Genomic DNA, 20,682 nt, shown 5'->3' on the forward strand with positions numbered 1-20,682 from the left:
GGGCCGTATCGCCGTCACACCTATGCTTGGCGCACTTGCGGCTTTCCATTCGAGGGCGGGCCAACGGATCCGCGTGCAATGATGGCGGTCGGCAAAACGAGCTTTTCCGCCGGGCGGGAATCTCCCTTCAATCGCCGGATGAGCAATTCCGCGACGCTCTTGCCAAGCGCGTAGACGGGCTGGTCGATAACGGTGATGGGCGGCGTGGTGACGCTCGTCCAGTCCGCATCATGGAAAGTGATGAGCGAAATGTCGTCGGGAACCCGCAGGCCGCGCTCGCGGGTCACCTTGAAGATCTCCAGCGCAATGACGCTGTCGGAGGCGAGGATCGCCGTCGGCCGATCCGGCGCCGACAGCATCTCGCCGGCAACCCTGCGCGTTTCGGTGGGGCTTGTCGCGCCAAGGCGAACAAAGCGTTCTGGCCGATCAAGTCCGGCCTCTCGGCACACGGTGAGGAAACCGTCGATGCGCTCACGGACCGACGAGGTGTAGATCTGCCCGAGATCGCGGTACTCGTGCCCTTCGGCGTCGACCGCGGTCACATAGGCGATGTTGCGGTGGCCGGCATCGGCTAGAAAGCGGGTCGCCAGCATGGCGATGCCGCGATCGTCGGTCGTGACCGTATCGACATCCAGATCTGCCAGCGCCCTATCCAGCAGGGCAAGCGGTCGGCCCGAGCGGTGGATATCGCGCAGGTGCGCGATGTCGCGCGATTCCGACGGCGTGACGATCAGCCCGTCGACGCGCTTGCCGATGAGCAGTTTCACGGCCGCCTTTTCCGCCTCGATCTTCTCGCCGGAATTGGCCAGGATGACGTTGAACCCCGCTGTCTTTGCCGCGTCGCTGATGCCGCGTACCGCGAGGCTGAAGAACGGGTTCTCGATGTCGCCGACAACCACGCCGATGATGCCGGAGCGGCCGGTCGTCATGCTGCGGGCGAGCTCGTTCGCACGATAGTCCAAGGCCTTGGCCGCGGCCATGACTTCCGCGCGGATCATGTCGCTGACGACGCCGTATCCGCCGAGCACGCGCGCGGCTGTCGCTTTCGAAACATTGGCCGCGCGGGCGACGTCGCTGACCGTTATCGACGGGGTCTTGGGGGCGGTTCTTTTCATCGGATGACGACTACAAGAGTTGTTGACGGGAGGTCAACGTGGCGATAACGATTAACAAAGAGACCGGTCTCACGCAATATGAGACCGGTCTCTTTGAAAGGAGTGGAGCCGAGAGGCGTGACGGACCGTGATTTCGGCAAGGGCATGTCGGCGCGCCAGATGGCGGCTCGACGGAAATACCAAGAAGAACAGACCTTCAGAGTGGAGAAAGACATGAGCAGGAAAGAAATTCTCAAGTCGTTGATGTGCCCGGTCAGAACCGGCGCAATGGCTCTTATGGCGATGTGCGTCGGCGCTGGGCTGGTTTCAGGAGCGGCCGCCGCGGATGACAATCCCTATGGCCTCATTGATGCGAAGGTCATCAGCGTCGGAACCATGGGCGATGCCAAACCCTACGCTTTCACCCAGGCCGATGGGTCGTTCACCGGCTTCGACATCGAATTGTTCCGCAACGTCGCGAGCCGCCTTGGCTTCGAGCCCGACCAGGTGATCTTCACCGGCCAGGAATTCTCGGCGCTGATGCCTTCGGTTGCAAACGAGCGTTTCGATGTCGCGGTCGCGGCAATCGGCACGACGGAAGCACGCAAGAAGACCGTCGACTTTTCCGACGGGTATATCGCAGGCTATCTGTCCGTGCTTACTGCCGACAAGGCGATCACGTCGGCGGACGGGCTCAAGGGCAAACGTCTCGGCGTCGTGCAAGGCACGCTCCAAGAAATCTACGCGGCGAAGAATTTTGTCGGAACCGATCTCGTCAAATTCCCCGACAACAACTCCGCCGTTTCGGCGCTTAACAACGGAACCGTGGATGCCCACTTCCTCGATTACGAGGCTGCCAAGGACTATGGCGTTCGCTATCCGAACCTGAAGATCGCGGTCAATATTCCTTCCTTTGACGCCCCGGCCGGCTTCGTCCTGCGCAAGGGCAACGACAAGCTCCGCAATGCGCTGAACACCGCCCTTCACGCGGCCATGCAGGACGGCACCTGGAAAACGCTTTATGAAAAGTGGTTCCCCGGCTCGCCGATGCCCGACCAGTATCTTCCCAAGAAGTAGACCGTACCCGGCCGCTGGCTCTCATGCCGGCGGCCGGATTACGCCGCCGTCCTTGATGCGGACGATGTGAATAGCGCAACCGAAAGGGGGGCGAATGAACTGGCTCGAAAACCTGCGGCGCAGTTTCCTCGACTGGCAGGCCATGGCGGACGTGCTGCCCAGCATGATCACCATCGGATTGAAGAACACGTTGATCCTCGCCGCCGCGTCGACGGTGCTGGGTGTCATTCTCGGCATGATCCTGGCGGTCATGGGCATCTCGCAATCGCGCTGGCTGCGCATTCCGGCGCGGGTCTACACGGATATATTCCGTGGGCTGCCGGCGATCGTCACCATCCTGCTGATAGGCCAGGGCTTTGCCCGCATCGGCCGTGAAATCTTCGGCCCTTCGCCCTTTCCGCTCGGCATTCTTGCGCTGAGCCTGATCGCCGGCGCCTATATCGGCGAAATATTCCGCTCGGGCATCCAGAGCGTCGAGCGCGGGCAGATGGAGGCCTGCAGGGCGCTCAGCATGAGCTACGGCCAAGGCATGCGCCTGATCGTGATCCCGCAAGGCATCCGCCGCGTCTTGCCGGCCCTCGTCAACCAGTTCATCGGCAACGTCAAGGATTCAAGCCTTGTCTACTTCCTCGGTCTGCTCGCCTCGGAGCGCGAGATCTTCCGTGTCGGTCAGGACCAGGCAGTGGTCACCGGAAACCTCTCGCCATTGCTTCTGGCCGGCGTGTTCTATCTCGTCATCACCGTGCCGTTGACCCATGTGGTCAACTACATCGACAACTCGCTGCGGGTCGGAAAGCAAAAGGCCGGCCTCGTCATCAGCGGCCTGGCCGAAGTGAGCGAACTGGAGGGCGCCACCGGCAGTGCACCTTCGGAGGCCGGCTCTGATGCCCGCTCAGCGCTGCCCCGCTTCAAGGGCGGCAGTCTCGCCATCACCGATCTCGACATGGCCTATGGCGACCTCGATGTTCTCAAAGGCGTCAGCCTGGCAGTCAAGCCTGGCACGGTCACATGCGTGATCGGCCCATCAGGTTCGGGCAAGTCGACCCTGCTGCGCTGCCTCAACCGCCTGGTCGAGCCCAAGGGCGGTGAGGTGTTGCTCGATGGTGCGAGCATCCTGGCGATGAAGCCTGAAAAACTGCGCCGGCGTGTCGGCATGGTTTTCCAGCAGTTCAATCTGTTTCCCGACCACACCGCGCTCGAAAACGTCATGCTGTCGCTGACCAAGGTAAAGGGGCTCCCTGTACAGGAAGCTGAGCGCATCGCCGAGGCGCGCCTTGCCGACGTCGGGCTTGCGACCCGCAAACACCATCGTCCAGGGAGCCTTTCCGGTGGCCAGCAGCAGCGTGTGGCAATCGCTCGTGCATTGGCGATGGACCCGGAGGTCATCTTGTTCGATGAGGTAACGAGCGCACTCGATCCAGAACTGGTGAAGGGTGTGCTCAACCTCATGGCGGATCTCGGCCGGCGCGGCATGACAATGGTCGTGGTGACGCATGAAATGGGCTTCGCCCGCAAGGTCGCCGATCAGGTCGTCTTCATGGATGAAGGCCGCATCATCGAGGCCGGCACGCCTGCCGCGATTTTCGATACGCCGAAAAGCCCGCGTCTGAAGCACTTCCTTGCCGAAGTGCTTTGATCACGCATGAGCCCTTCAAGACGGCCGCCCAAACCAACCTCCACCAGTGAAAGATATCTCATGGCTGCATCACATCAGGTTTCCAAGGTCGTTGTTGTCGGCGGCGGCATTTTTGGCGTCTCCTCGGCCGTTCATCTTGCAAGGCTCGGCATCGAGACCGTGCTGGTCAATGATGGACCGCTCGCCAAGGGAGCTTCCGGCCGCTCGCTCGCCTGGATCAATTCGGCGCGCAGGCGCTCGGCTGAGTATCATCGCCTGCGCATGATCGGTATCGACCGCTACCGCAGTTTGTCGGCGCGATGCCCGGATGCCGCCTGGCTGCGTTTCGACGGTGGCCTGACGTGGGATGCGGACGATGCCTCAAACGAGATCGCCGATGTCTTCGCTCACGAAAAACGTCTCGGCTATGATGCGCAGCATCTGTCCGCGGACGCCATAAGGTTGGTCACGCCGGGTGTCTGCGCAAGCGCTGTCACGCCTCAAGGCGCGATCTTCAACGCGGGCGAGGGCTGGGTCGACCTGCCGTCGCTGATCGAAATATTGATCGCGGAATTCGTGGAGCGGGGCGGCCAGGTGGTCACCGAGGCCGGAAGCGCTACCGTCACCGTCGCCAACGGCCGGGCCACCGGCGTCACCACCACCAGCGGGATCAGCTTCGCCGCCAACGCGGTGCTTCTGGCGACCGGTGCGGATGTGCCGCGAATGGTCGCCGTGGCCGGTCAGCGTATTGCCGATGGGACACCAATCGCGCTGCTGGTCAGGACCAAGCCAGTCGACTTGCCTCTACGCGCCGTGCTCAACACGCCGCGCGTCGCCATCCGGCCGACGCCTGATGGCGCCCTCGCGCTCGATTCTGCCTGGTCGGAAGAAGAGGTGGTAGTCAATCCGGACGGGACTTATCGCGTAAAAGCATCGACCATCCAGGGCCTTCTCGACGAAGCGTCGAATGTTCTCGACGGTCATCCGAAATTGGAATTGGAGAGCTACGGTGTCGGGCCCAAGCCAATCCCCGGAGACGGCGAGCCGGTCTTCGGCCAGTTGCGGGAGATCGAGGGGTATTACGTCGCCTTCAGCCACAGCGGCGCAACACTTGGCTTGATTGCCGGCGAACTGCTTGCAACCGAGATCGCCACCGGAACAGAGCACCCACTCCTTGCAAGCTTTCGACCGTCTCGATTTTCACTTTAGCCCGCCAATTCGCCTCGGAATGGGATGTAATGTGGCATGCCTGGAGTTTCGCTAGCCGAGACGGCGGCCGCCTGGCCGCTTACGCGCACCGAACCTGACACCGGAACATTTTCTCCACGTTGAAGTTGGACAGCGCCAGGACCGTCTTTCGTCCAAGCTCAACCAGCGCTGAGAAATTCCATGACCAACCAACACCCCAAGACTAAACAGCCCACGGACAAGGATCTGCGAGACAACCCGGGAATCGGCACCTCGAAGGGCGCGGTCAAGGGCGGCGATATGCTCGACGAGAGCGATGCTCTCGATGGGGACAATACGTTCGAAGGCGATGTCGAGAACGACGTCACGCCTCAGGGCGGCATCAACCCTGACCAGACCGGACGCACGAACAAGTAGGAGGCACCTTGCCATGGCCGGCCGGAAGACCCACGAGCAGCAGCTGCGCATCATCGAAAAGCGCGAGAACTCCAGCAATGCCGGCGACGATTTCAATGCCGAGGATGAGCTGAAGAGATCCAAGCAGGAGCGCGAGGCGCGGCAAGACGGCGCCAATCTACGCGACGAGGGCGTGGAATTGACCGACAAGGACGATCGCCAGATGATCCGCGGCGAAAACCAGGAGAGCGAGCACCACAAGCGCAGGCAGGACGACTAAGCCTGCCGTCTTTTTAAAGCTATCGAGGAGCCATGCCAGACTACCGGCACGCCAGGCACCGCATGGTCGAAGCGCACATCGCCCGCCGCGGTGTGCGCGACGAACGAGTCCTTTCGCCACTGAGGCGGAATCCCGCGCGGGAAATTCGTCGACGAGGGGTGCGAGGAGTTCGCCTATGGGGACGGTGCGGGCGGCGTTGCGCTCTGGCTATAGGGACCTGCGAAGACGCGACCTGAACATCGGCCAGCTCTGCCGCGAGCGCTTTTGGCGATCAGGCAGCCTCGGCCACTACGTGCAATCCTCGGCCTCGCAGCAGTTCGATGCCTTCGTCTGGTTCGATCGCACCTCGCCTGTTCAGCCGCTAACTGCCGAACACGCCTCATCGAGGGTAATACCTGACACGTTTCCCTTGGGCACCTGAGTAGGCGGCATTGCCTTCGGGCACGGAACATCTCACCGACTTTCTGGTTAGGCAGGCCGGATGAAGGGAGCTTTGCGCATGGCCACTAATTTGGAAGACGGCAAGACCGCTCAATCTTCCGACCAGTTGCATGGCGGCAATCGCGGCGGCAACAAAGACCAGCGTAAGACTGACAAGACCGCGAACAAGAGCAGCCAGGCGGCGGGATCCGCATCGCGGTAAGGACTGAGACATGCCGACCGCCGCGGACATCCTCATCGAGACGCTGATCGACTGGAACGTCGATATCATCTTTGGCCTGCCGGGCGACGGCATCAATGGCATCATGGAGGCGCTGCGCGGGCGGCAGGACCGCATCCGCTTCATTCAGGTGCGGCACGAGGAATCCGCGGCGTTCATGGCGTGCGCCTACTCAAAATGGACAGGCAAGCTCGGTGTCTGCCTCGCAACTTCCGGCCCTGGCGGCACACACCTCCTGACGGGACTCTACGATGCCAAGCTCGACCAAGCGCCGGTGCTCGCCATTACCGGCATGCAGTTCCACGACCTTATCGAGACCTTCACCCAGCAGGATGTCGACTTGACGCGCGTCTTCAGCGATGTCGCCGTCTTCAACGCGCAGGTCTCCGACGCGGCGCATATGGAAAGCCTGGCCGGTCTCGCCTGCAGGTCGGCGCTGGCACGTCGCGGCGTTGCGCATCTGTCGATCGCCAGCGATGTGCAGGAGCACACGCTCGACCAAGCCAAGCGCTCGAAGCGCAACAAACCGTCGCATACGCCGGATCGTTGGTTCGAAGGAAGCAGGCTTCCCGACGAAGAACAACTTGCGAAAGCCGCCGAGATCCTGAACGGGGCGACAAAGGTCGCGATCCTCGCCGGTCGGGGCGCGCTTGGTGCCAGGCACGAGTTGGAAGAGACGGCGGAGCTGCTTGGTGCCCCCGTCGCAAAGGCCTTGCTCGGTAAGGCTGCCTTGCCCGACGATCACCCGCTGACGACCGGCGGCATCGGGATTCTCGGCACGCTGCCGTCGCAGGAAATCATGGAGGAATGTGACGCGCTGCTCGTCGTCGGCTCGACCTTTCCCTACATCGAATACTACCCGAAGCCGGGACAGGCGCGCGGGGTGCAGATCGAGCGCGACCCGCAGCGCATCGGCCTGCGCTATCCCATTGAGGCCGGCCTTGCCGGCGATGCCGCCGTGACGCTGCGACTGCTGAACAAGCGCCTGAAGCGCAAGGATGATCGCAGCTTCCTCGAGAAGGCGCAGGCGGGCATGCGACGCTGGCGCGAGATGATGGCGCAGTCGGAGCAAAAGGCCGCCACTTCGCTCAAGCCCCAGGTGGTCACACGCGCATTTGGGAAACGATTGCCCGATGATGCGATCCTGGTTGCCGATTCCGGCCAGAACACCGAGATGGCGGCCCGCCATATCGAGCTGCGTGACGGGCAGGCCTTCGGCGTCTCGGGCGCGCTGGCCTCGATGGCATGCGGACTGCCCTATGCGATCGCCGCGGGCCTGGCCTTTCCCGGCCGGCCGGTCTTCGCGGTCGTCGGCGACGGCGGTCTCGCGATGCAACTCGGCGAGTTCTCGACGGCAGTTCGGTACCGGGTCCCACTCAAGGTGCTCGTGCTCAAGAACGGCATGCTCAATCAGATCGCCTGGGAGCAGATGATGTTCCTCGGCAACCCGCAATTCGCCTGCGAACTCCAGCCCATCGACTTCGCCATGGCCGCCGAAGCCATGGGCGGCATTGGTTACAGCGTCTCTCGCGCCGAGGAGGTGGAAGGTGTTCTCGACGCTGCCCTGGCTGCTGAGGGTCCGGTGGTCATCGAGGCCGTGGTCGACCCGTACGAACCGATGATGCCACCGAAGATGCCACCGGATTATGCGAAAAATTTCCGCAAGGCGCTATCGGACACTCCCGGACGCGCGGAAATCGAGGCGAATGTGGCGCAAGAGCCGCTGAGGTCGATGATTACCGCCGGCGAGAAAGACTGACGACACGCAAGAAGGAGCACGAGTTGAACAAGACCGACAGCGGCACCGCAAATCGCAGTTCGCCGGACCTCATGGGCGGCGACCAAGGGTGCAAGGCCGAGGAATGGGGCGGTGGCTCGAAAGCCGCCAAGGGACCGATCACGGAACCGGATCGACACAACCGCAACTCCAGCCAAAAAAGGAGCTGACATGCAGGATGCCCAGCAGAAATATCCTCAGCCGCCGCTTCCCGAACAGCAGCAGGACATGCCCGGCTACACCGACGAGATGGATCCACGGCCCGACCACGGAGAGGAGAGCTATCGCGGCAGCGGTAAGCTGATGGACCGCGTCGCGCTGATCACCGGCGCGGACTCGGGCATCGGCCGGGCGGTGGCTATCGCGTTTGCACGCGAAGGCGCCGACGTCATGATCTCCTATCTTGAAGAGGACGAAGATGCGCAGGAGACGGCGCGCTTGGTCGAGGAAGCGGGGCGCAAGGCGGTGCTCGCACGCGGCGACATCTCGGACGAAATCTTCGCGCGGTCGCTTGTGCAGCGAGCTATCGATGAATGCGGGCGCCTGGACATCCTCGTCAACAATGCAGCCCACCAGGCGTCGTTCGAGAAGCTGGAGGACATCAGCGCGGAGGAATGGGATCTCACCTTTCGCACCAATGTCTATGCGATGTTCTATCTGTCCCAGGAAGCAGTGAAGCACATGGAACCCGGCTCGACCATCATCAACACATCCTCAATCAACGCGACCAGTCCCTCGCCGGCACTGCTTGCCTACGCCACTACCAAAGGAGCGATCGCCAACTTCACCGCCGGACTTGCAGGACTGGTAGCTGAACGCGGCATTCGGGTAAACGCGGTCGCTCCCGGGCCGATTTGGACGCCGCTGATCCCGTCGACAATGCCCTCTGAGAAGGTCAAGGAGTTCGGGAAGAACACACCGCTCAAGCGTCCCGGGCAACCGGCAGAGCTTGCAGCGACCTATGTGCTGCTTGCCTCGGAAGGATCGAGCTACACCACCGGCGCACTCTACGAGGTCACCGGTGGACGGCCGATGCTTTGAGCGAGCGTACCTGCCAGCTCCACGGCGCCCACTCCCGGTAGCACACCGACATGTGGCGAGGCTCATGCGCGATCAGGATCGCGGACAACCGCCACGTCCGCAAACTGGTCGAGGCGGATGCCGAAGCCTCCCACCAGACCCTGAACCGGAGGTTGGTAGACGGGAAGCTGACTTCACTCCGGGTTCAACCGGAGCGTCAGCTTTCGGGGAGGGGCAAACGCTGGGTGAATGTCCCCGATAGGCGCATTGCAGCCATGCCGCCATCGCGTTGTGAGACTGATTTGGCGACCAGCAAAACAGCAGCCTCTACGACTCGTCCCTCTCATCGCGCAAATTAGACACAACGCGGCGGTTTTGCGACCTGCAGGCGGAGTCGGGGCAGTCGCGGACCAGCCTGTCCTTGCCGTAGCCCTTGGCCCACATGCGGTCCCGGTCTATGCCGCCGGCGGCGAGGTAGTCCATCACCGCATCGGCGCGCTGCTGTGACAGCGCCGTTTCACTTGCGCCGGGATCGTCGGCGAAACCCTGCAGCTTGAGCAGCCAGCGCGGATGCTTTGTCAACCAGGCGATCTGGGTGTCGAGGGTGGCCTTGGCGACAGAATCGAGCGCGGCCGAACCTTTCGTGAAGTAGGTGCGGCGGCCGACATTGAGGATAAAATCCTCCTCGCTGCCCGGCTGCACGTTCTGGAAGCCGGCAATCTCGGCGTTGGTGACGTCGGGCGTCGACGGGGCCAGCGTGTTGCTGGTCGAGCAGGATGTGGCCACAACCAGCAGGCCGGCGGCGAGCAGCCGGCGCGTGTTTTCAATCATGCGGTTCATGATGCGCCAATCATTCGACAGTGGTGGAAGCGGGCGCCTGGTCGGCGATGTGCGGCAGGACCTCCACCGCGGTGCCGATCGGGCACCGCTGGTAGAGGTCGATGATGTCTTCGGGGAACATGCGGATGCAGCCGCTGGAAGCGTCGGTGCCGATGCTCCATGGCTCCAGCGTGCCATGCAGGCGGTAGCCGATGTCGGCGCCGTCGCGGTACAGATAGAGCGCGCGCGGCCCGAGCGGATTGTTGGACGCGCCGCCTGCGATCATGGGCGGCAGGTCCGGTTTGCGCTCACGCATTTCGGGGGGCGGGACCCATTGCGGCCACAGCGCGCGGCGATCGATCGTCGCGCGGCCGTACCATTTGAAGCCTTCCTTGCCGACGCCGACGCCGTAGCGGATGGCAGTCTTGTTTTCCATGATGAGGTAGAGGAAGTGGTGGCGGGTATCGACCACGACGGTGCCGACCGGCTCGCTGCTGAAATACTTGACGATCTGGCGATGCCATCTCTTGTCGATCTTGGCGAAGTTGGTCTTGCGATAGACGAAATCGTTATCGCTGGCGGTACCGGCGAAAAAGGATTTTGCCCCCGCGGCTTGAACAATATTGCTGGTTCCACCGACCGCGACCAGCGCCAGACCGCCGAGCACGACACCCCTGCGTGATAAAACCATCGGCAATCCCCCATGCCTTAAGCCTGGCGAACCATAGTTGAGAATGATTCCGGCTCAAAGTGGAAAATGCTGCAGTGGGTGGGCCGCAAGCGGTCTGTCCGCTTGACGGCAAAATAGCGGCTGCCCGCCGGCTCACGCCGGCGGGCTTTTTTGTGCGGACGGGAACATTCTCGCTCCAAGGGTGTTTTGTCACACCCGGCTCGTTCTTCATCGGTCGTGCCGGTGACCAAGATGTCCCCTCATTCATCATGGTCGGCCCGCGCAGCCTTGACCGCACGCGCGGGCCATCCCATCACAAGGCCCGCTGGCTCACGCTGGCGGGTTTTTCCGCGTCCATGCGCCGACACTCATCTTCGCATGCCTGTCACAACGAGCCAGGCGGATTCCAGTATCCGCACGCGGCGAGGAGGACTTGCGACATGCCTCGCTGCGGGATTTTCGCGATGAGTCTACCTGGCTCCCGCTGAACGCCATGGCCTGACCACCGGGCGCGTTGGACGACCTTCAAGTCGAAAAAGCCCGCGGCAATCGCACCTTAGGCGAAGAGGCTTTGCTTTGTTGATGCAGTTGTCATCGCATCAATCGTGGGTAGCAACGCGGTTGTTGCGTGTTGTTGGAGAGATGGGGTTTCCCGAAAAGAATGAACATGCGCAGACAAAAGAAGCGAGCAGGATGGCCGTGAGTACATCTGCCAAATATCTATTACCTCATATGCGCTCGCTCCTCGAAAGGCGATCCCGCCACCCTCTCGACAGTGAAGATGGCGGGATCTCAACCGGCGACAAGGGACTTCGATCGACGGTGGGTTTCCAATTCGGCGTCCGGCTGCGTGTTCCGCCGTTCGGGCTTCTTCCAACCGCAATCAGACGCAAGTCCTATCCCATAAGACTGATGGCCAAATTCGGAACATCCGCTGAAGCATTGCGTTCGGCAGCGTGAAACCCCAAGGCAAAGGATGACTAATCATGTCGAATTGCGAGACTGCAAAATCACATTCGTTAGGAAATCGCGTGGCTGATCTCACAGCCAAGATGCGTGAAGCGCAGATTGACGCGGGTGAAATGATGGCCTTCCACAAGGTTGCAACTATGTTGGAGGACAGCCAAGGACGTATCAATGGCGACGACTTGATCGCCGCATCCTTCGTTCTGCTGGAAGACCGAGCGCCCGAGTGACCTTGCGTTGGTCGGCTTCGATCGTTCCTCGATCAGCAATGCGAAGCCTTTTTTGTCACGGCTGGCGTCTCGCGGGACTGCGGGAATAGCTCAAGCCTAAAGGGTGCTGGCCGGGCGCCTAACAGCCAAGAGACACCGCTTCGGGATCGGCCGCCACGCGCCCGCTTTGTCCGAGGGAGGGCATTCCCTTTGAAGACAGCTACGGCGTGTCCTCGCTATCAGTGCCATGCATGCTGGAGCCATGCATGAAGGACTGGATCTCGTTCACATCGATCTTGCCATCACCATTCTCGTCAACGCTACTGAACATCCTGCCCACCGCGCGTTGAACCTCGTCCTCGGACACCGATCCGTCGCCATCGGTGTCCAACAGCCCGAACATCAGTCGCATGCCGGCACCGCGCATCATCTGATGATGCCAGCGTCCAGCCATTCTGTGTCCACGATCGCGGTCACCGTGGTTCTGCCAACGGTCGCCATCTTCATCGTGGCGGTCAGCATCCTCGTTGCGATCGCCTTGATAGTTGCGACTATCTTCCTCGCGGAAACCCTCTTCGGAACCGCGATCCTGCTGCAGTCGGTCACGGACAGCTTGCTCAACCATCTGGCGGATCATTTCGCGTGTTGGTCCATCCGCTTGTCCGGTCGCATCCGGCAACTGTCCGGCGGTCGGCGGTTCGGTTGCCGGAGCGGGTGCAGGTGTCGAGGGTGATGGTGTTCCGCTTGTCTGGGCGAGTGCGGGGGAGGTCAGGGCAATGAAAACGGCGGCCGCGGCCGTCGTGCTGTGTGGAAATCTCATGGCATGCTCCATCAGTGCTTTCGCTTGAAGGCCAAACTGGAGCTCGATGTGATTGTTCCCCGAAGGGATCAGGTCACGGCGAAGTTACAGGGCATGCCCCCCGTCTGAGGTAGATCAGGGTCTTCGTCAGGGAATAATTTCGGCTCTTCTTCCCTAGGCACAAGAGGAAGCCGGCGCCCATTTTTGCGGGCAATGAACGTTGGACATTCGGCCTCGCCAATTTTCTGCCAGTCGATCATACCGACGCACCAATTCCCTCTGCGTCCTCTCCTTTCGTGGGACGGAAGCCGTTTCGACCGCACGCCGTCAATCGCGAATCCCGCGTCCATATGCTGCGCGGCCATGATGCATATTTTTTATGTCACGGACCTCTGTCCGTCTGGACACCATGTTAGCCAGCGCTAAATCAGAGCAATGCGACGCCTCCTGCTGGGACTTACAATTTTTCTCTTTTGGACCACGTTGCTTCAGGCCGAGGCGTGGCAGCCCTTCGGCGTCCGACAGCTTGGCTTTAGTTTCGATATTCCTCCGAATTTCGTCCTGACCCAGAATTCGCAGCAGGGCGCGGCTTTTCAGGGCCCAAGAGACGCGTTTCTGGTCGTTTGGGGCGCGCGACTGGGCAAAGCAAGTTTTCGCGCCGAGATTGAACATCGCATGGTCGAGGACGAAAAGGCCGGTTGGCGACTGACCTATCGGCGCCTAGCCCCGAAATGGGCCAGCTACTCCGGGGTCAAGAATGGCGAGATTCGCTACGTCCGTGCAATTATGGTCTGCAACCAGCGTGCCGCGCTTTTCACAATGAATTATCGGAAATCCGAAAAGAAACCGTATGACCCTGTTGTTGTGCGCATGGTCCGGTCCCTGAGAGCGGAAGGATGTTAGCCAGCAAAGAGCGAGGTTGCCGTACTGTGCTTCCCTCGGCTAAGGGCCCAGTGGTCAACACGGCTCCCCAATAGCCCCGCCCAGTCACATGAAAGCAGGCACCGGCAGATATGCGGCCGAACGTTCTCACGCTGGCTCAGCCGCTCAAAGCCCATCACCGAAAAGCTGCTTAGTGCGGTCGCCAGCTAGAGCTACCACTGAGCCATTCCCGCTGCGGCTGGGTAGCGCCTCAGTTCCGTACGCGTTCATACCAAGAACGGGCGGGGCGAACGTCCTGATAGAGCTACGGCTGTAGAAGCGCGCCGCCAAACTGCGCCCACAAGCGCTCGCACTCTCTCGCCCTTAGGCTCGGGGTACCGGGCGCGCCATAAAAGACCATGGCGCCGCGAATGTCGTATCCAAGCACCGAGGCGTTGGCCACGAACTGGATGGCTCTTCCCAAGCTGGTGATGCCGATGTCGACCTCAGCTTTGTTGGTGAGGTCGACCACGCCTACTATTTCCGCATTGGCGCTCCTGCCCGCCAAAACGGCCGTCGATATTCCATCATGCACGGCAAGAAGCATTTCGGTGAGTTGCCCGGTGGAAGGGCTCTACAAACGCTTAAATGTCAGGTTTGTTCCCAACTGGCCTTGGCGGCTTTCCGACTACCAAGACTGGGTCACGCGGCCTCTCATGTGCGCGTAGTTGACATCGTCTGCTGGACCGAACGGTCAGGCCGACGAGCCCAGTTCCTCTCAGCATCAAGCAGTTCATTCTGCCCAATCAAGCCGTTCATAAACAGCCTGAGTATGTGCGCAGCTATGCGCTCTCCGTTCTGCGAAGCAAGAGGTAGGGCGCGCTCTTTGCAGACCGTGTGACAAACCTGGGCGAGCATCTCAATGTCGCTTGGCCCCAAAAACCGACCCGGATACAACATACCGTTTTCCTGTTGGAGAGTTGGAATGGCTATCCATTACGCAGGGTCACCGGTAGCCACAATCAACTATGATAGTGAGATGTCGAGTCCGGTGGAAAAAACAGTGAGGTCACAAAAGTGGTCGCGCTTGTCTCCGATTGACAGATGCGTCGACGCTACACCGACCAGCGCTACCGCACCCGCTTCATCGACGCGGCTTTGCAAAGGCCTATGACCAGTTCGCTACCAGCTGCCGGACCGCCCAGGCGAGCATGCCGCCGGCCCTCCCGAAGCGCGATGTCGTGGATGAGGCAGCCTTTTCCGTATACATCCAGCTGTTACGCTGCGCATCTGCTTCGGTTCGAAAACTCGCCGCGAGCCTGGCGTGCTCGCGTGTCCGGGCCGAAAACGCCTTCACAGCCCACATGTTGGTAACGACATCGATGAGGCTGCCGCCGACCTCGTTGGCATAGGATGCTTCCCGGCAAGGGCATCGACCAATGCCCCGGGCCGACCAGCACGAACCTGCGGGGGCTTTCCCGGAACAAAGCGTCGACGATCCGGTTCGGCAGGGAAGCGGCCAAAATTCATGCCATCGGAGATGGCGAGGCAGATGACAGATGAAAGGGAAGCTGAAGATGACGAAGTCTGGCGACCGCACCGTTCCCGGCGACGGCAAGATCGAAACCGGCCCGAACACATCTCCGCAACAGGATCCGGCAGAGGGGTCGCGCGAGACAATCGATCGCGAACTTGAGCGGACAGACGACGACAATAATTCCGACGAAGCGGAACGCTTGCGCCGAGACCTGCGGAAAGGGGTGGCGGAAGAGACCGAGCTTCCCGAACGCGGCTCGGCCTGAGGATCGCCGGAACCTGGCCAAGGTACGAGACATGGAAGGCTAGACGCCTGGTCGCATCGCTGCTTGCTTCTGCCTTTAACGCACCGGCCACACAACCATGCGCGGCGGTGATCCACGGCGAGAACGGCCACTCGACGGTCCACTCTGTTCCAGCAAAGTCGGCTCGCCGAAAGCAACCACCTCTGGCGTTAGGGCCTGACGAGATGCCACCTGTCCAGGTCGAATGGCGCCAGGGTTCGGAAATCTCTATCAGGCTGTGCCGGCCTCCTGGCTGCGCTGCGAGCGGGCACGGTCGCGGGCTGCGGCAGTGCCTCCGGGAAAGCCGCTTCGATCGCTGTAATCGCGTGGCTTGGTCCCGCTCCGAGAGTGGCGCGCGGTCACGCTTTTCGCACCGATGATGTCGAGCAATGTGATGCCGGCGACCATGGCAAGCGCTAGGCCTACATTATCGCGCTTTGGGTTGCCATGCCGATACGCTGTCAGCAATGTCGCGATATCCAGGCCGTCGCCGGCCACCCGGCTCCAAAGCCCGGCCTGCTTGTCCACTGAAAGCGAGAGTATGCCGCTGCTTATTTCCCGCGCCCCATAAGCGCGGATCAGGTCTTCCTTGCCGCGCATGCCGAGCGCGCCGGCAATCCGCTCGGCGCCAACCAGCTCGGCGACGCCAAGCGCGATGCTGAACCAGCCGAGCTTGCGGGCAAGGCCATCGGAGGCCCCGACCGCACTCTGCCCAGTCTTCAGCACTTTGGGATCGCCAGGCGATCGGGTGATGTTGGTAAGTTTGGCAATCACGTTCATGACGATTTCCCTACGGTTTCAATACAACCTTGATGCAGCTGTCCTGCTTGTCGCGAAACACCTTGTACATCTCGGGTCCCTGCTCGAGCCCCACGGTATGGGTGATGACGAAGGATGGGTCGATCTGGCCATCTTCGATGCGGCGCAACAGATCCTCGGTCCAACGGTTGACATGGGTCTGCCCCATTCGGAAGGTGAGCCCCTTGTTCATTGCCTGTCCCATCGGAATCTTGTCGACCAGCCCGCTGTAGACGCCGGGGATCGAGATCACGCCGGCCGGCCGGCAGACATAGATCATCTCACGCAAAACGTGCGGTCGATCATTTTCCATCAGCATCAACTGCTTTGCGCGATCGTACACGGTATCGGGCTGGGCCAGCGAGACGTGGCTTTCCATGCCGACGCAATCGATGCACTTCTCCGGGCCCTTTCCGCCGGTGAGTTCCCGCAGTCGTTCGACGACACTTTCCTCGGCGAAATTGATGGCGATGGCGCCGCCGGCCGCGGCCATGGAAAGCCGTTCCGGCAGGCAATCGATCGCCACCACCTGTTTCGCGCCGAGCAGCAGGGCGCTGCGTATGGCCATCTGCCCGACTGGGCCGCAGCCCCACACCGCAACCGTATCGGTAGGCTCAATGTCGCACTGTGCCGCCGCCTGCCAGCCGGTAGGAAAAATATCGCCGAGGAAGAGAACCTGCTCGTCGGTAAGGCTGTCAGGCACCTTTACGTGCGTGGCATCGGCAAACGGCACACGCATGTATTCCGCCTGTCCCCCGGGATAGCCGCCGGTCAAATGAGTGTAGCCGAACAGACCCGCGGTGGTGTGCCCGAACACCTTGTCACCGAGATTCTTCTTGCGGTTTGTGCGTTCGCAAACCGAAAAGTTCTGTCGCTTGCACTGGTCGCACTCACCGCAGATTATGGTGAACGGCACGACGATGCGGTCTCCCTCCTTCAGAGCGCCGTTGACGCCCTTGCCGACCTCGACGACCTCTCCCATCATCTCGTGGCCCATGATGTCGCCGGGCAGCATGGCTGGCACATAGTTGTGGTAGAGGTGAAGGTCGGAGCCGCATATGGCACAACTCGTCACCTTGATGATCGCGTCACGTTCATCCTCAATTTCCGGATCCGAAACCTGATCGCAGCGTATGTCTTCCTTGCCGTGCCAGACCAACGCTCGCATAGCTTGCTCCTATTTTCGCAAGATCTGTGGGTAGGGACCTCGCGCCTGTCCTAAGCGGGCCGATGCCTGGTTGGATCGACTGTGCCGCTGCTTGTCGAACCACAGGGGCGGACCGATGTTCCGGGAGCTCGAGAGAATTTTTGGGCCATTCCAGACCCGCACCTTGGAAGGATCTGTCGCGGGCACCAGCGGCCTTCGCGGGCGCGTCGGGGCACGAACCGCCGGAGCCCGAGCCACGAATGGACGTACTCAAGTGTACCAAAGAAGGTCCGTCCGCAGGTGTCCCTTCGCGGCGATCGACACCTCATCTGCTCGATTCTCGCGGCCATAACCGGCATTCTCTTCCTCGCCCGCACAGGGTCGGCCGAAGCAGCGCTGTGACCGGAGCAGGTAGGGATGCCGCTCACCGGCGGGCGCGCAGTCCCACCCCGACGCGATCGACATGAGGTGGATGGGCGCCATCGCGACGGCGGCTCTAGCGGAGTATTTCGCAGAAATACAATGATTAGCGGGCAGGGCGGACTGCTAGCCGTGCGCAGCGATGAACATGGCGACGGCCGACCGGCAATAGGATTCGATTTCGTTGTCGTCCGCTGCTCTCGCGTCATCGAAGCGTGCGATAATCAGGAGATCGGATCCTTTGAAAAGCGCGGCAAACAAGCGGGCGGACCGGAGAGGNTCATCGAAGCGTGCGATAATCAGGAGATCGGATCCTTTGAAAAGCGCGGCAAACAAGCGGGCGGACCGGAGAGGATCGGGCACGTTCAGAACCGCCTTCGCGTGCAACTGACGCAACAGGGCCTCGATTTGGGCGATGACATTGGCGGGGCCGGCTTCGTAATGGAGCTTGCTTAAGGACTTTGGATTCGTCTGGTCGGCCATGACCATGGCTTCGACACTGCGGACATCTGATCTCAACAGCGTGCGAAGCAGGGATGATCCCACCGCCATGAGCTGATCCTCGACCGAACCGCCGACGCCTTCAAGAAGGGCCTGTGGTGCAAACAAATGATGGCAGCCGGACGCGATGGCCGCGCTGAACAGCGCCTCCTTGTTCTCGAAGTGCCGATAGATGCTGAGTTTGGATATCTTCGCCCGCTGGGCGACCTTGTCCAATGTCGTCGCTTGAAAACCCAATTCCACAAAGAGTTCGGACNGCGTCGAGTATCGTTTGGCCAAGCGCCTCGTTGGCGGGCCGGCCGCGCCGGCCCTGGCTATTTTCGGTCACGACAATTCCAGTCCTTGACAGTATCCTAATTCTTGGATTACGATACCATGTAGTTTCTGAAATGCGCAAGCCGATGGGCAGGTTTCAACCAGGTCCAACCGGCCCCTCATCCACAACACGGAGCCCATCATGGATGACGTCATTATCATCGGCGGCAGCTTTGCCGGTCTCGCCGGCGCCCTGCAACTCGGCCGTGCCCGCCGCAAGGTCACCGTTCTCGATACCGGCCTGCCGCGCAACCGCTTCGCCGGCCACTCGCATGGCCTGCTCGGCCACGATCACAAGCCGNCTGCCGCGCACCCGCTTCGCCGGCCACTCGCATGGCCTGCTCGGCCACGATCACAAGCCGCCGCTGGACATCCTGGCCGAGGCGCGGCACCAGCTGGCGCGCTATCCCACGATCAGGCTGGTCAATGCCCGGGCCGACAGCCTGTCCGGCGCCATCGACGATTTCTCCGTGCTCACTGGCGATGGCGGAAGCCTTGCGGCGCGCCGGCTGATCCTGAGCTATGGCGTCGTCGACCAGATGCCTGATGTTCCGGGCTTTGCCGAAAGCTGGGGCACGTCCATCGTGCCCTGCCCCTATTGCGACGGCTTTGAAGTCGCCGGCCAGCATTGGGGCCTCGTCTGGTCCGGCCCACAGTCGATGAATCAGGTCAGGCTGTTCCACGATTGGACCGACAGGTTGACGGTCTTCGCTGATGGTCACGACATTCCGCCCAATATCCGGGCCGCTCTGGCGCGCCGCAACATACCTGTCGTCGACGGCCGGATCAGCGAGATCGCCCATCACGGGGGGCATAACGCCACCGTCAAGTTCGATACCGGCCCCAAGGTCGCGGTCGACATCCTGTTCGCGCATCCGCGCAACAAGCCGTCCGCAAGCCTGCATGAATCACTGGGCCTCGCCACGGTCGATACGCCCCTCGGCGTAATCCTCAAGGTCGACGAGCGCCGCGAAACCAGCATGCCCGGCATCTACGCCGCGGGCGACCTCGCCAACCCCCTCACGCCGCCATCGGTCACCCTGGCAATATCGCACGGCGCGATGGCGGGCATCTTCGCCCAGCAGTCGATGCTGGTGTGAGAGCGCAGATTCCCTTCTCCGGGGTGCCGCGGGCTATCATATTCTGAAGGTTGCGGGCCGGTGTTGCGGAACGTCGGCCCGCTCTCCCCTGAAGGGCGTCTTTGGCCGGCCAGCCTTGAGAACTCAACTGGGCTGCCTGCATGACGGCGATCGCCGACATCGGTTATCAAGCTCAATCACGCTGGAAAGCATGAACCACGTCGACGTCAACATCGCCGGCGGGCTTACGGTATGGCGACCGGTGGCGGAAGATTTGCCACCGCTGTCGGCACCTCGATGCTGCGACGCTACTTTGAAGAACGGTCGCGCCCAGCAGCGCTTCTGGCGGAAGTCTCAGGCGGCCACGACGCGGGCCAGCAGTGACGCGGCCTCGGTACCAGCCAAGCCAAGGTCACGGACGCTGCTCATGTGATTGGCCCCACCAAGGGTGGTGCGCGAAACAGTCAGTCCCTGTGTGTCAAGGTGGTCCGTGAAGAGTGCGGCCTGGCTGTGGAACGGCGGCGTTTCATCGGCGCCGACCGAGATATCTACGCCCACGGATGGATCGAAACTGTGGTCGATCGGCGAGAATCGGCGGGCCTCCTCGTCGGTGATCGCGATCTCCGCGGCAAGGAACGACATCTGCAATGGCTTCAGGTCGTAAAGGCCGCCAAGCAGCAGCGCAGCTTTGATGCCGGAAGGCCGCTCGTCACCGTCGAAAAGCATTGTTGCCAGATGCGCACCGGCGGAATGACCGCTAACGGTCAGCAGGCCGGGATTGCCGCCATGGTGTGCGACATTGTCAAATACCCATCGCTTGGCGCGGCGCACCTGGTCGACGATCCTGGCCATCCTGACGGTCGGCATCAGCGCGTAGTCGACAATGACCGCGATCGCGCCTGCGTTCGTAACGGTCTCGGCGACGTAGGAATAGTCGCGCTTGGAGAACATGCGCCAATAGCCCCCGTGGATGAACATGTGCACCGGGAGGCGGTCCCGTTTGCCCTCGGGAAAGAACAGATCCACGGTTTCGGTGGCGTCAGCCCCGTAGGCGACATCGGCGACCATGGGAACATTCGCCCTGGTGTCCTCGCTTCTGCGAACGATCTCGGCGACCATGTCGTCGAACTCGACCACATGATCGCGAATGCGAAACGGATCTTTGGCGTG

At 61.6% G+C, this 20,682-nt stretch carries 21 protein-coding genes and 2 pseudogenes; 14 read left to right on the forward strand and 9 right to left on the reverse strand.

What is annotated here, in order from left to right; all coding sequences use genetic code 11:
* Positions 1-20 precede the first annotated feature (20 nt).
* On the reverse strand, positions 21-1,115 hold the full coding sequence (locus X757_RS151705; protein ID WP_023726220.1) for a LacI family DNA-binding transcriptional regulator: 1,095 nt from the start codon (positions 1,113-1,115) through the stop codon (positions 21-23).
* Between the two features lie 213 nt (positions 1,116-1,328).
* Between X757_RS151705 and X757_RS151700 the strand changes: the two genes are divergently transcribed.
* The 9 genes from X757_RS151700 to X757_RS151660 all read left to right on the forward strand — a co-directional run bounded on the left by X757_RS151700 (position 1,329) and on the right by X757_RS151660 (position 9,129).
* Entirely contained in the window at positions 1,329-2,171 is an 843-nt protein-coding gene (locus X757_RS151700; protein WP_023686876.1) for an ABC transporter substrate-binding protein, read from the forward strand.
* Between the two features lie 94 nt (positions 2,172-2,265).
* Positions 2,266-3,807, forward strand: a complete 1,542-nt coding sequence (locus tag X757_RS1000000169400; RefSeq protein WP_023667755.1) for an amino acid ABC transporter permease/ATP-binding protein — start codon at positions 2,266-2,268, stop codon at positions 3,805-3,807.
* 60 nt (positions 3,808-3,867) lie between these two features.
* On the forward strand, positions 3,868-4,995 hold the full coding sequence (locus X757_RS151690; protein ID WP_023695155.1) for an FAD-binding oxidoreductase: 1,128 nt from the start codon (positions 3,868-3,870) through the stop codon (positions 4,993-4,995).
* Positions 4,996-5,175: 180 nt separating this feature from the next.
* Positions 5,176-5,391 (forward strand): hypothetical protein, encoded by a 216-nt coding sequence (locus X757_RS151685; protein ID WP_023686879.1) that lies wholly within the window; start codon positions 5,176-5,178, stop codon positions 5,389-5,391.
* A gap of 13 nt (positions 5,392-5,404) precedes the next feature.
* A complete protein-coding gene (locus X757_RS151680) occupies positions 5,405-5,650 on the forward strand; it encodes a hypothetical protein (RefSeq protein WP_023686880.1) in 246 nt (81 codons plus the stop codon).
* Between the two features lie 481 nt (positions 5,651-6,131).
* Entirely contained in the window at positions 6,132-6,293 is a 162-nt protein-coding gene (locus tag X757_RS1000000167930; protein ID WP_023695157.1) for a hypothetical protein, read from the forward strand.
* Positions 6,294-6,303: 10 nt separating this feature from the next.
* A complete protein-coding gene (locus X757_RS151670; RefSeq protein WP_023726221.1) occupies positions 6,304-8,070 on the forward strand; it encodes a thiamine pyrophosphate-dependent enzyme in 1,767 nt (588 codons plus the stop codon).
* A gap of 23 nt (positions 8,071-8,093) precedes the next feature.
* On the forward strand, positions 8,094-8,258 hold the full coding sequence (locus X757_RS1000000168515; protein WP_023726222.1) for a hypothetical protein: 165 nt from the start codon (positions 8,094-8,096) through the stop codon (positions 8,256-8,258).
* Between the two features lies 1 nt (position 8,259).
* On the forward strand, positions 8,260-9,129 hold the full coding sequence (locus X757_RS151660; RefSeq protein WP_023726223.1) for an SDR family oxidoreductase: 870 nt from the start codon (positions 8,260-8,262) through the stop codon (positions 9,127-9,129).
* Between the two features lie 306 nt (positions 9,130-9,435).
* On the opposite strand, the gene X757_RS151655 is transcribed toward X757_RS151660, so the two are convergent.
* Positions 9,436-9,948: an OmpA family protein gene (locus X757_RS151655; protein WP_023726224.1), complete on the reverse strand. Its 513-nt coding sequence runs from the start codon at positions 9,946-9,948 to the stop codon at positions 9,436-9,438.
* 10 nt (positions 9,949-9,958) lie between these two features.
* On the reverse strand, positions 9,959-10,618 hold the full coding sequence (locus tag X757_RS151650) for a L,D-transpeptidase (protein WP_023682764.1): 660 nt from the start codon (positions 10,616-10,618) through the stop codon (positions 9,959-9,961).
* A 558-nt stretch (positions 10,619-11,176) separates the two neighbouring features.
* On the opposite strand from X757_RS151650, the gene X757_RS1000000167935 reads away from it, so the two are divergent.
* Both X757_RS1000000167935 and X757_RS0133870 read left to right on the forward strand, forming a co-directional pair.
* The gene (locus X757_RS1000000167935) at positions 11,177-11,557 is read left to right on the forward strand and encodes a hypothetical protein (RefSeq protein WP_156933429.1); all 381 of its coding nucleotides are present in this window, start codon (positions 11,177-11,179) and stop codon (positions 11,555-11,557) included.
* A gap of 71 nt (positions 11,558-11,628) precedes the next feature.
* Positions 11,629-11,793 carry a hypothetical protein gene (locus tag X757_RS0133870; protein WP_023667766.1) on the forward strand — a complete coding sequence of 55 codons (165 nt, stop codon included), beginning with the start codon at positions 11,629-11,631 and terminating at the stop codon, positions 11,791-11,793.
* A gap of 199 nt (positions 11,794-11,992) precedes the next feature.
* On the opposite strand, the gene X757_RS0133875 is transcribed toward X757_RS0133870, so the two are convergent.
* Positions 11,993-12,592 (reverse strand): EF-hand domain-containing protein, encoded by a 600-nt coding sequence (locus X757_RS0133875; RefSeq protein WP_031196712.1) that lies wholly within the window; start codon positions 12,590-12,592, stop codon positions 11,993-11,995.
* A 414-nt stretch (positions 12,593-13,006) separates the two neighbouring features.
* Between X757_RS0133875 and X757_RS151645 the strand changes: the two genes are divergently transcribed.
* Positions 13,007-13,474, forward strand: a complete 468-nt coding sequence (locus X757_RS151645; RefSeq protein ID WP_023726228.1) for a hypothetical protein — start codon at positions 13,007-13,009, stop codon at positions 13,472-13,474.
* Between the two features lie 283 nt (positions 13,475-13,757).
* Here the strand turns inward: X757_RS151645 and X757_RS151640 are convergent, their stop codons facing one another.
* Positions 13,758-13,964: a hypothetical protein gene (locus X757_RS151640; RefSeq protein WP_023825912.1), complete on the reverse strand. Its 207-nt coding sequence runs from the start codon at positions 13,962-13,964 to the stop codon at positions 13,758-13,760.
* Positions 13,965-15,009: 1,045 nt separating this feature from the next.
* Between X757_RS151640 and X757_RS1000000167940 the strand changes: the two genes are divergently transcribed.
* Positions 15,010-15,234 carry a hypothetical protein gene (locus X757_RS1000000167940; protein WP_156931519.1) on the forward strand — a complete coding sequence of 75 codons (225 nt, stop codon included), beginning with the start codon at positions 15,010-15,012 and terminating at the stop codon, positions 15,232-15,234.
* A 249-nt stretch (positions 15,235-15,483) separates the two neighbouring features.
* Here X757_RS1000000167940 and X757_RS151625 read toward each other — a convergent pair whose 3' ends face one another.
* The 3 genes and pseudogenes from X757_RS151625 to X757_RS16250 form a co-directional block, all read right to left on the reverse strand.
* Positions 15,484-16,032, reverse strand: coding sequence for a hypothetical protein (locus X757_RS151625; RefSeq protein WP_023726231.1), 549 nt, complete (start codon positions 16,030-16,032; stop codon positions 15,484-15,486).
* Positions 16,033-16,042: 10 nt separating this feature from the next.
* Positions 16,043-17,218 (reverse strand): zinc-dependent alcohol dehydrogenase, encoded by a 1,176-nt coding sequence (locus X757_RS151620; protein WP_023682758.1) that lies wholly within the window; start codon positions 17,216-17,218, stop codon positions 16,043-16,045.
* A gap of 525 nt (positions 17,219-17,743) precedes the next feature.
* Positions 17,744-18,446: pseudogene (locus X757_RS16250) on the reverse strand (TetR/AcrR family transcriptional regulator).
* Between the two features lie 129 nt (positions 18,447-18,575).
* Here X757_RS16250 and X757_RS16245 point away from each other — a divergent pair.
* Positions 18,576-19,533: pseudogene (locus X757_RS16245) on the forward strand (NAD(P)/FAD-dependent oxidoreductase).
* 333 nt (positions 19,534-19,866) lie between these two features.
* On the opposite strand, the gene X757_RS0133885 reads toward X757_RS16245, so the two are convergent.
* Positions 19,867-20,631, reverse strand: a complete 765-nt coding sequence (locus tag X757_RS0133885) for an alpha/beta hydrolase (RefSeq protein ID WP_306413622.1) — start codon at positions 20,629-20,631, stop codon at positions 19,867-19,869.
* Between the last annotated feature and the right edge of the window lie 51 nt (positions 20,632-20,682).

The sequence above is a fragment of the Mesorhizobium sp. LSHC412B00 genome (assembly GCF_000503035.1).
GTDB lineage: Bacteria > Pseudomonadota > Alphaproteobacteria > Rhizobiales > Rhizobiaceae > Mesorhizobium.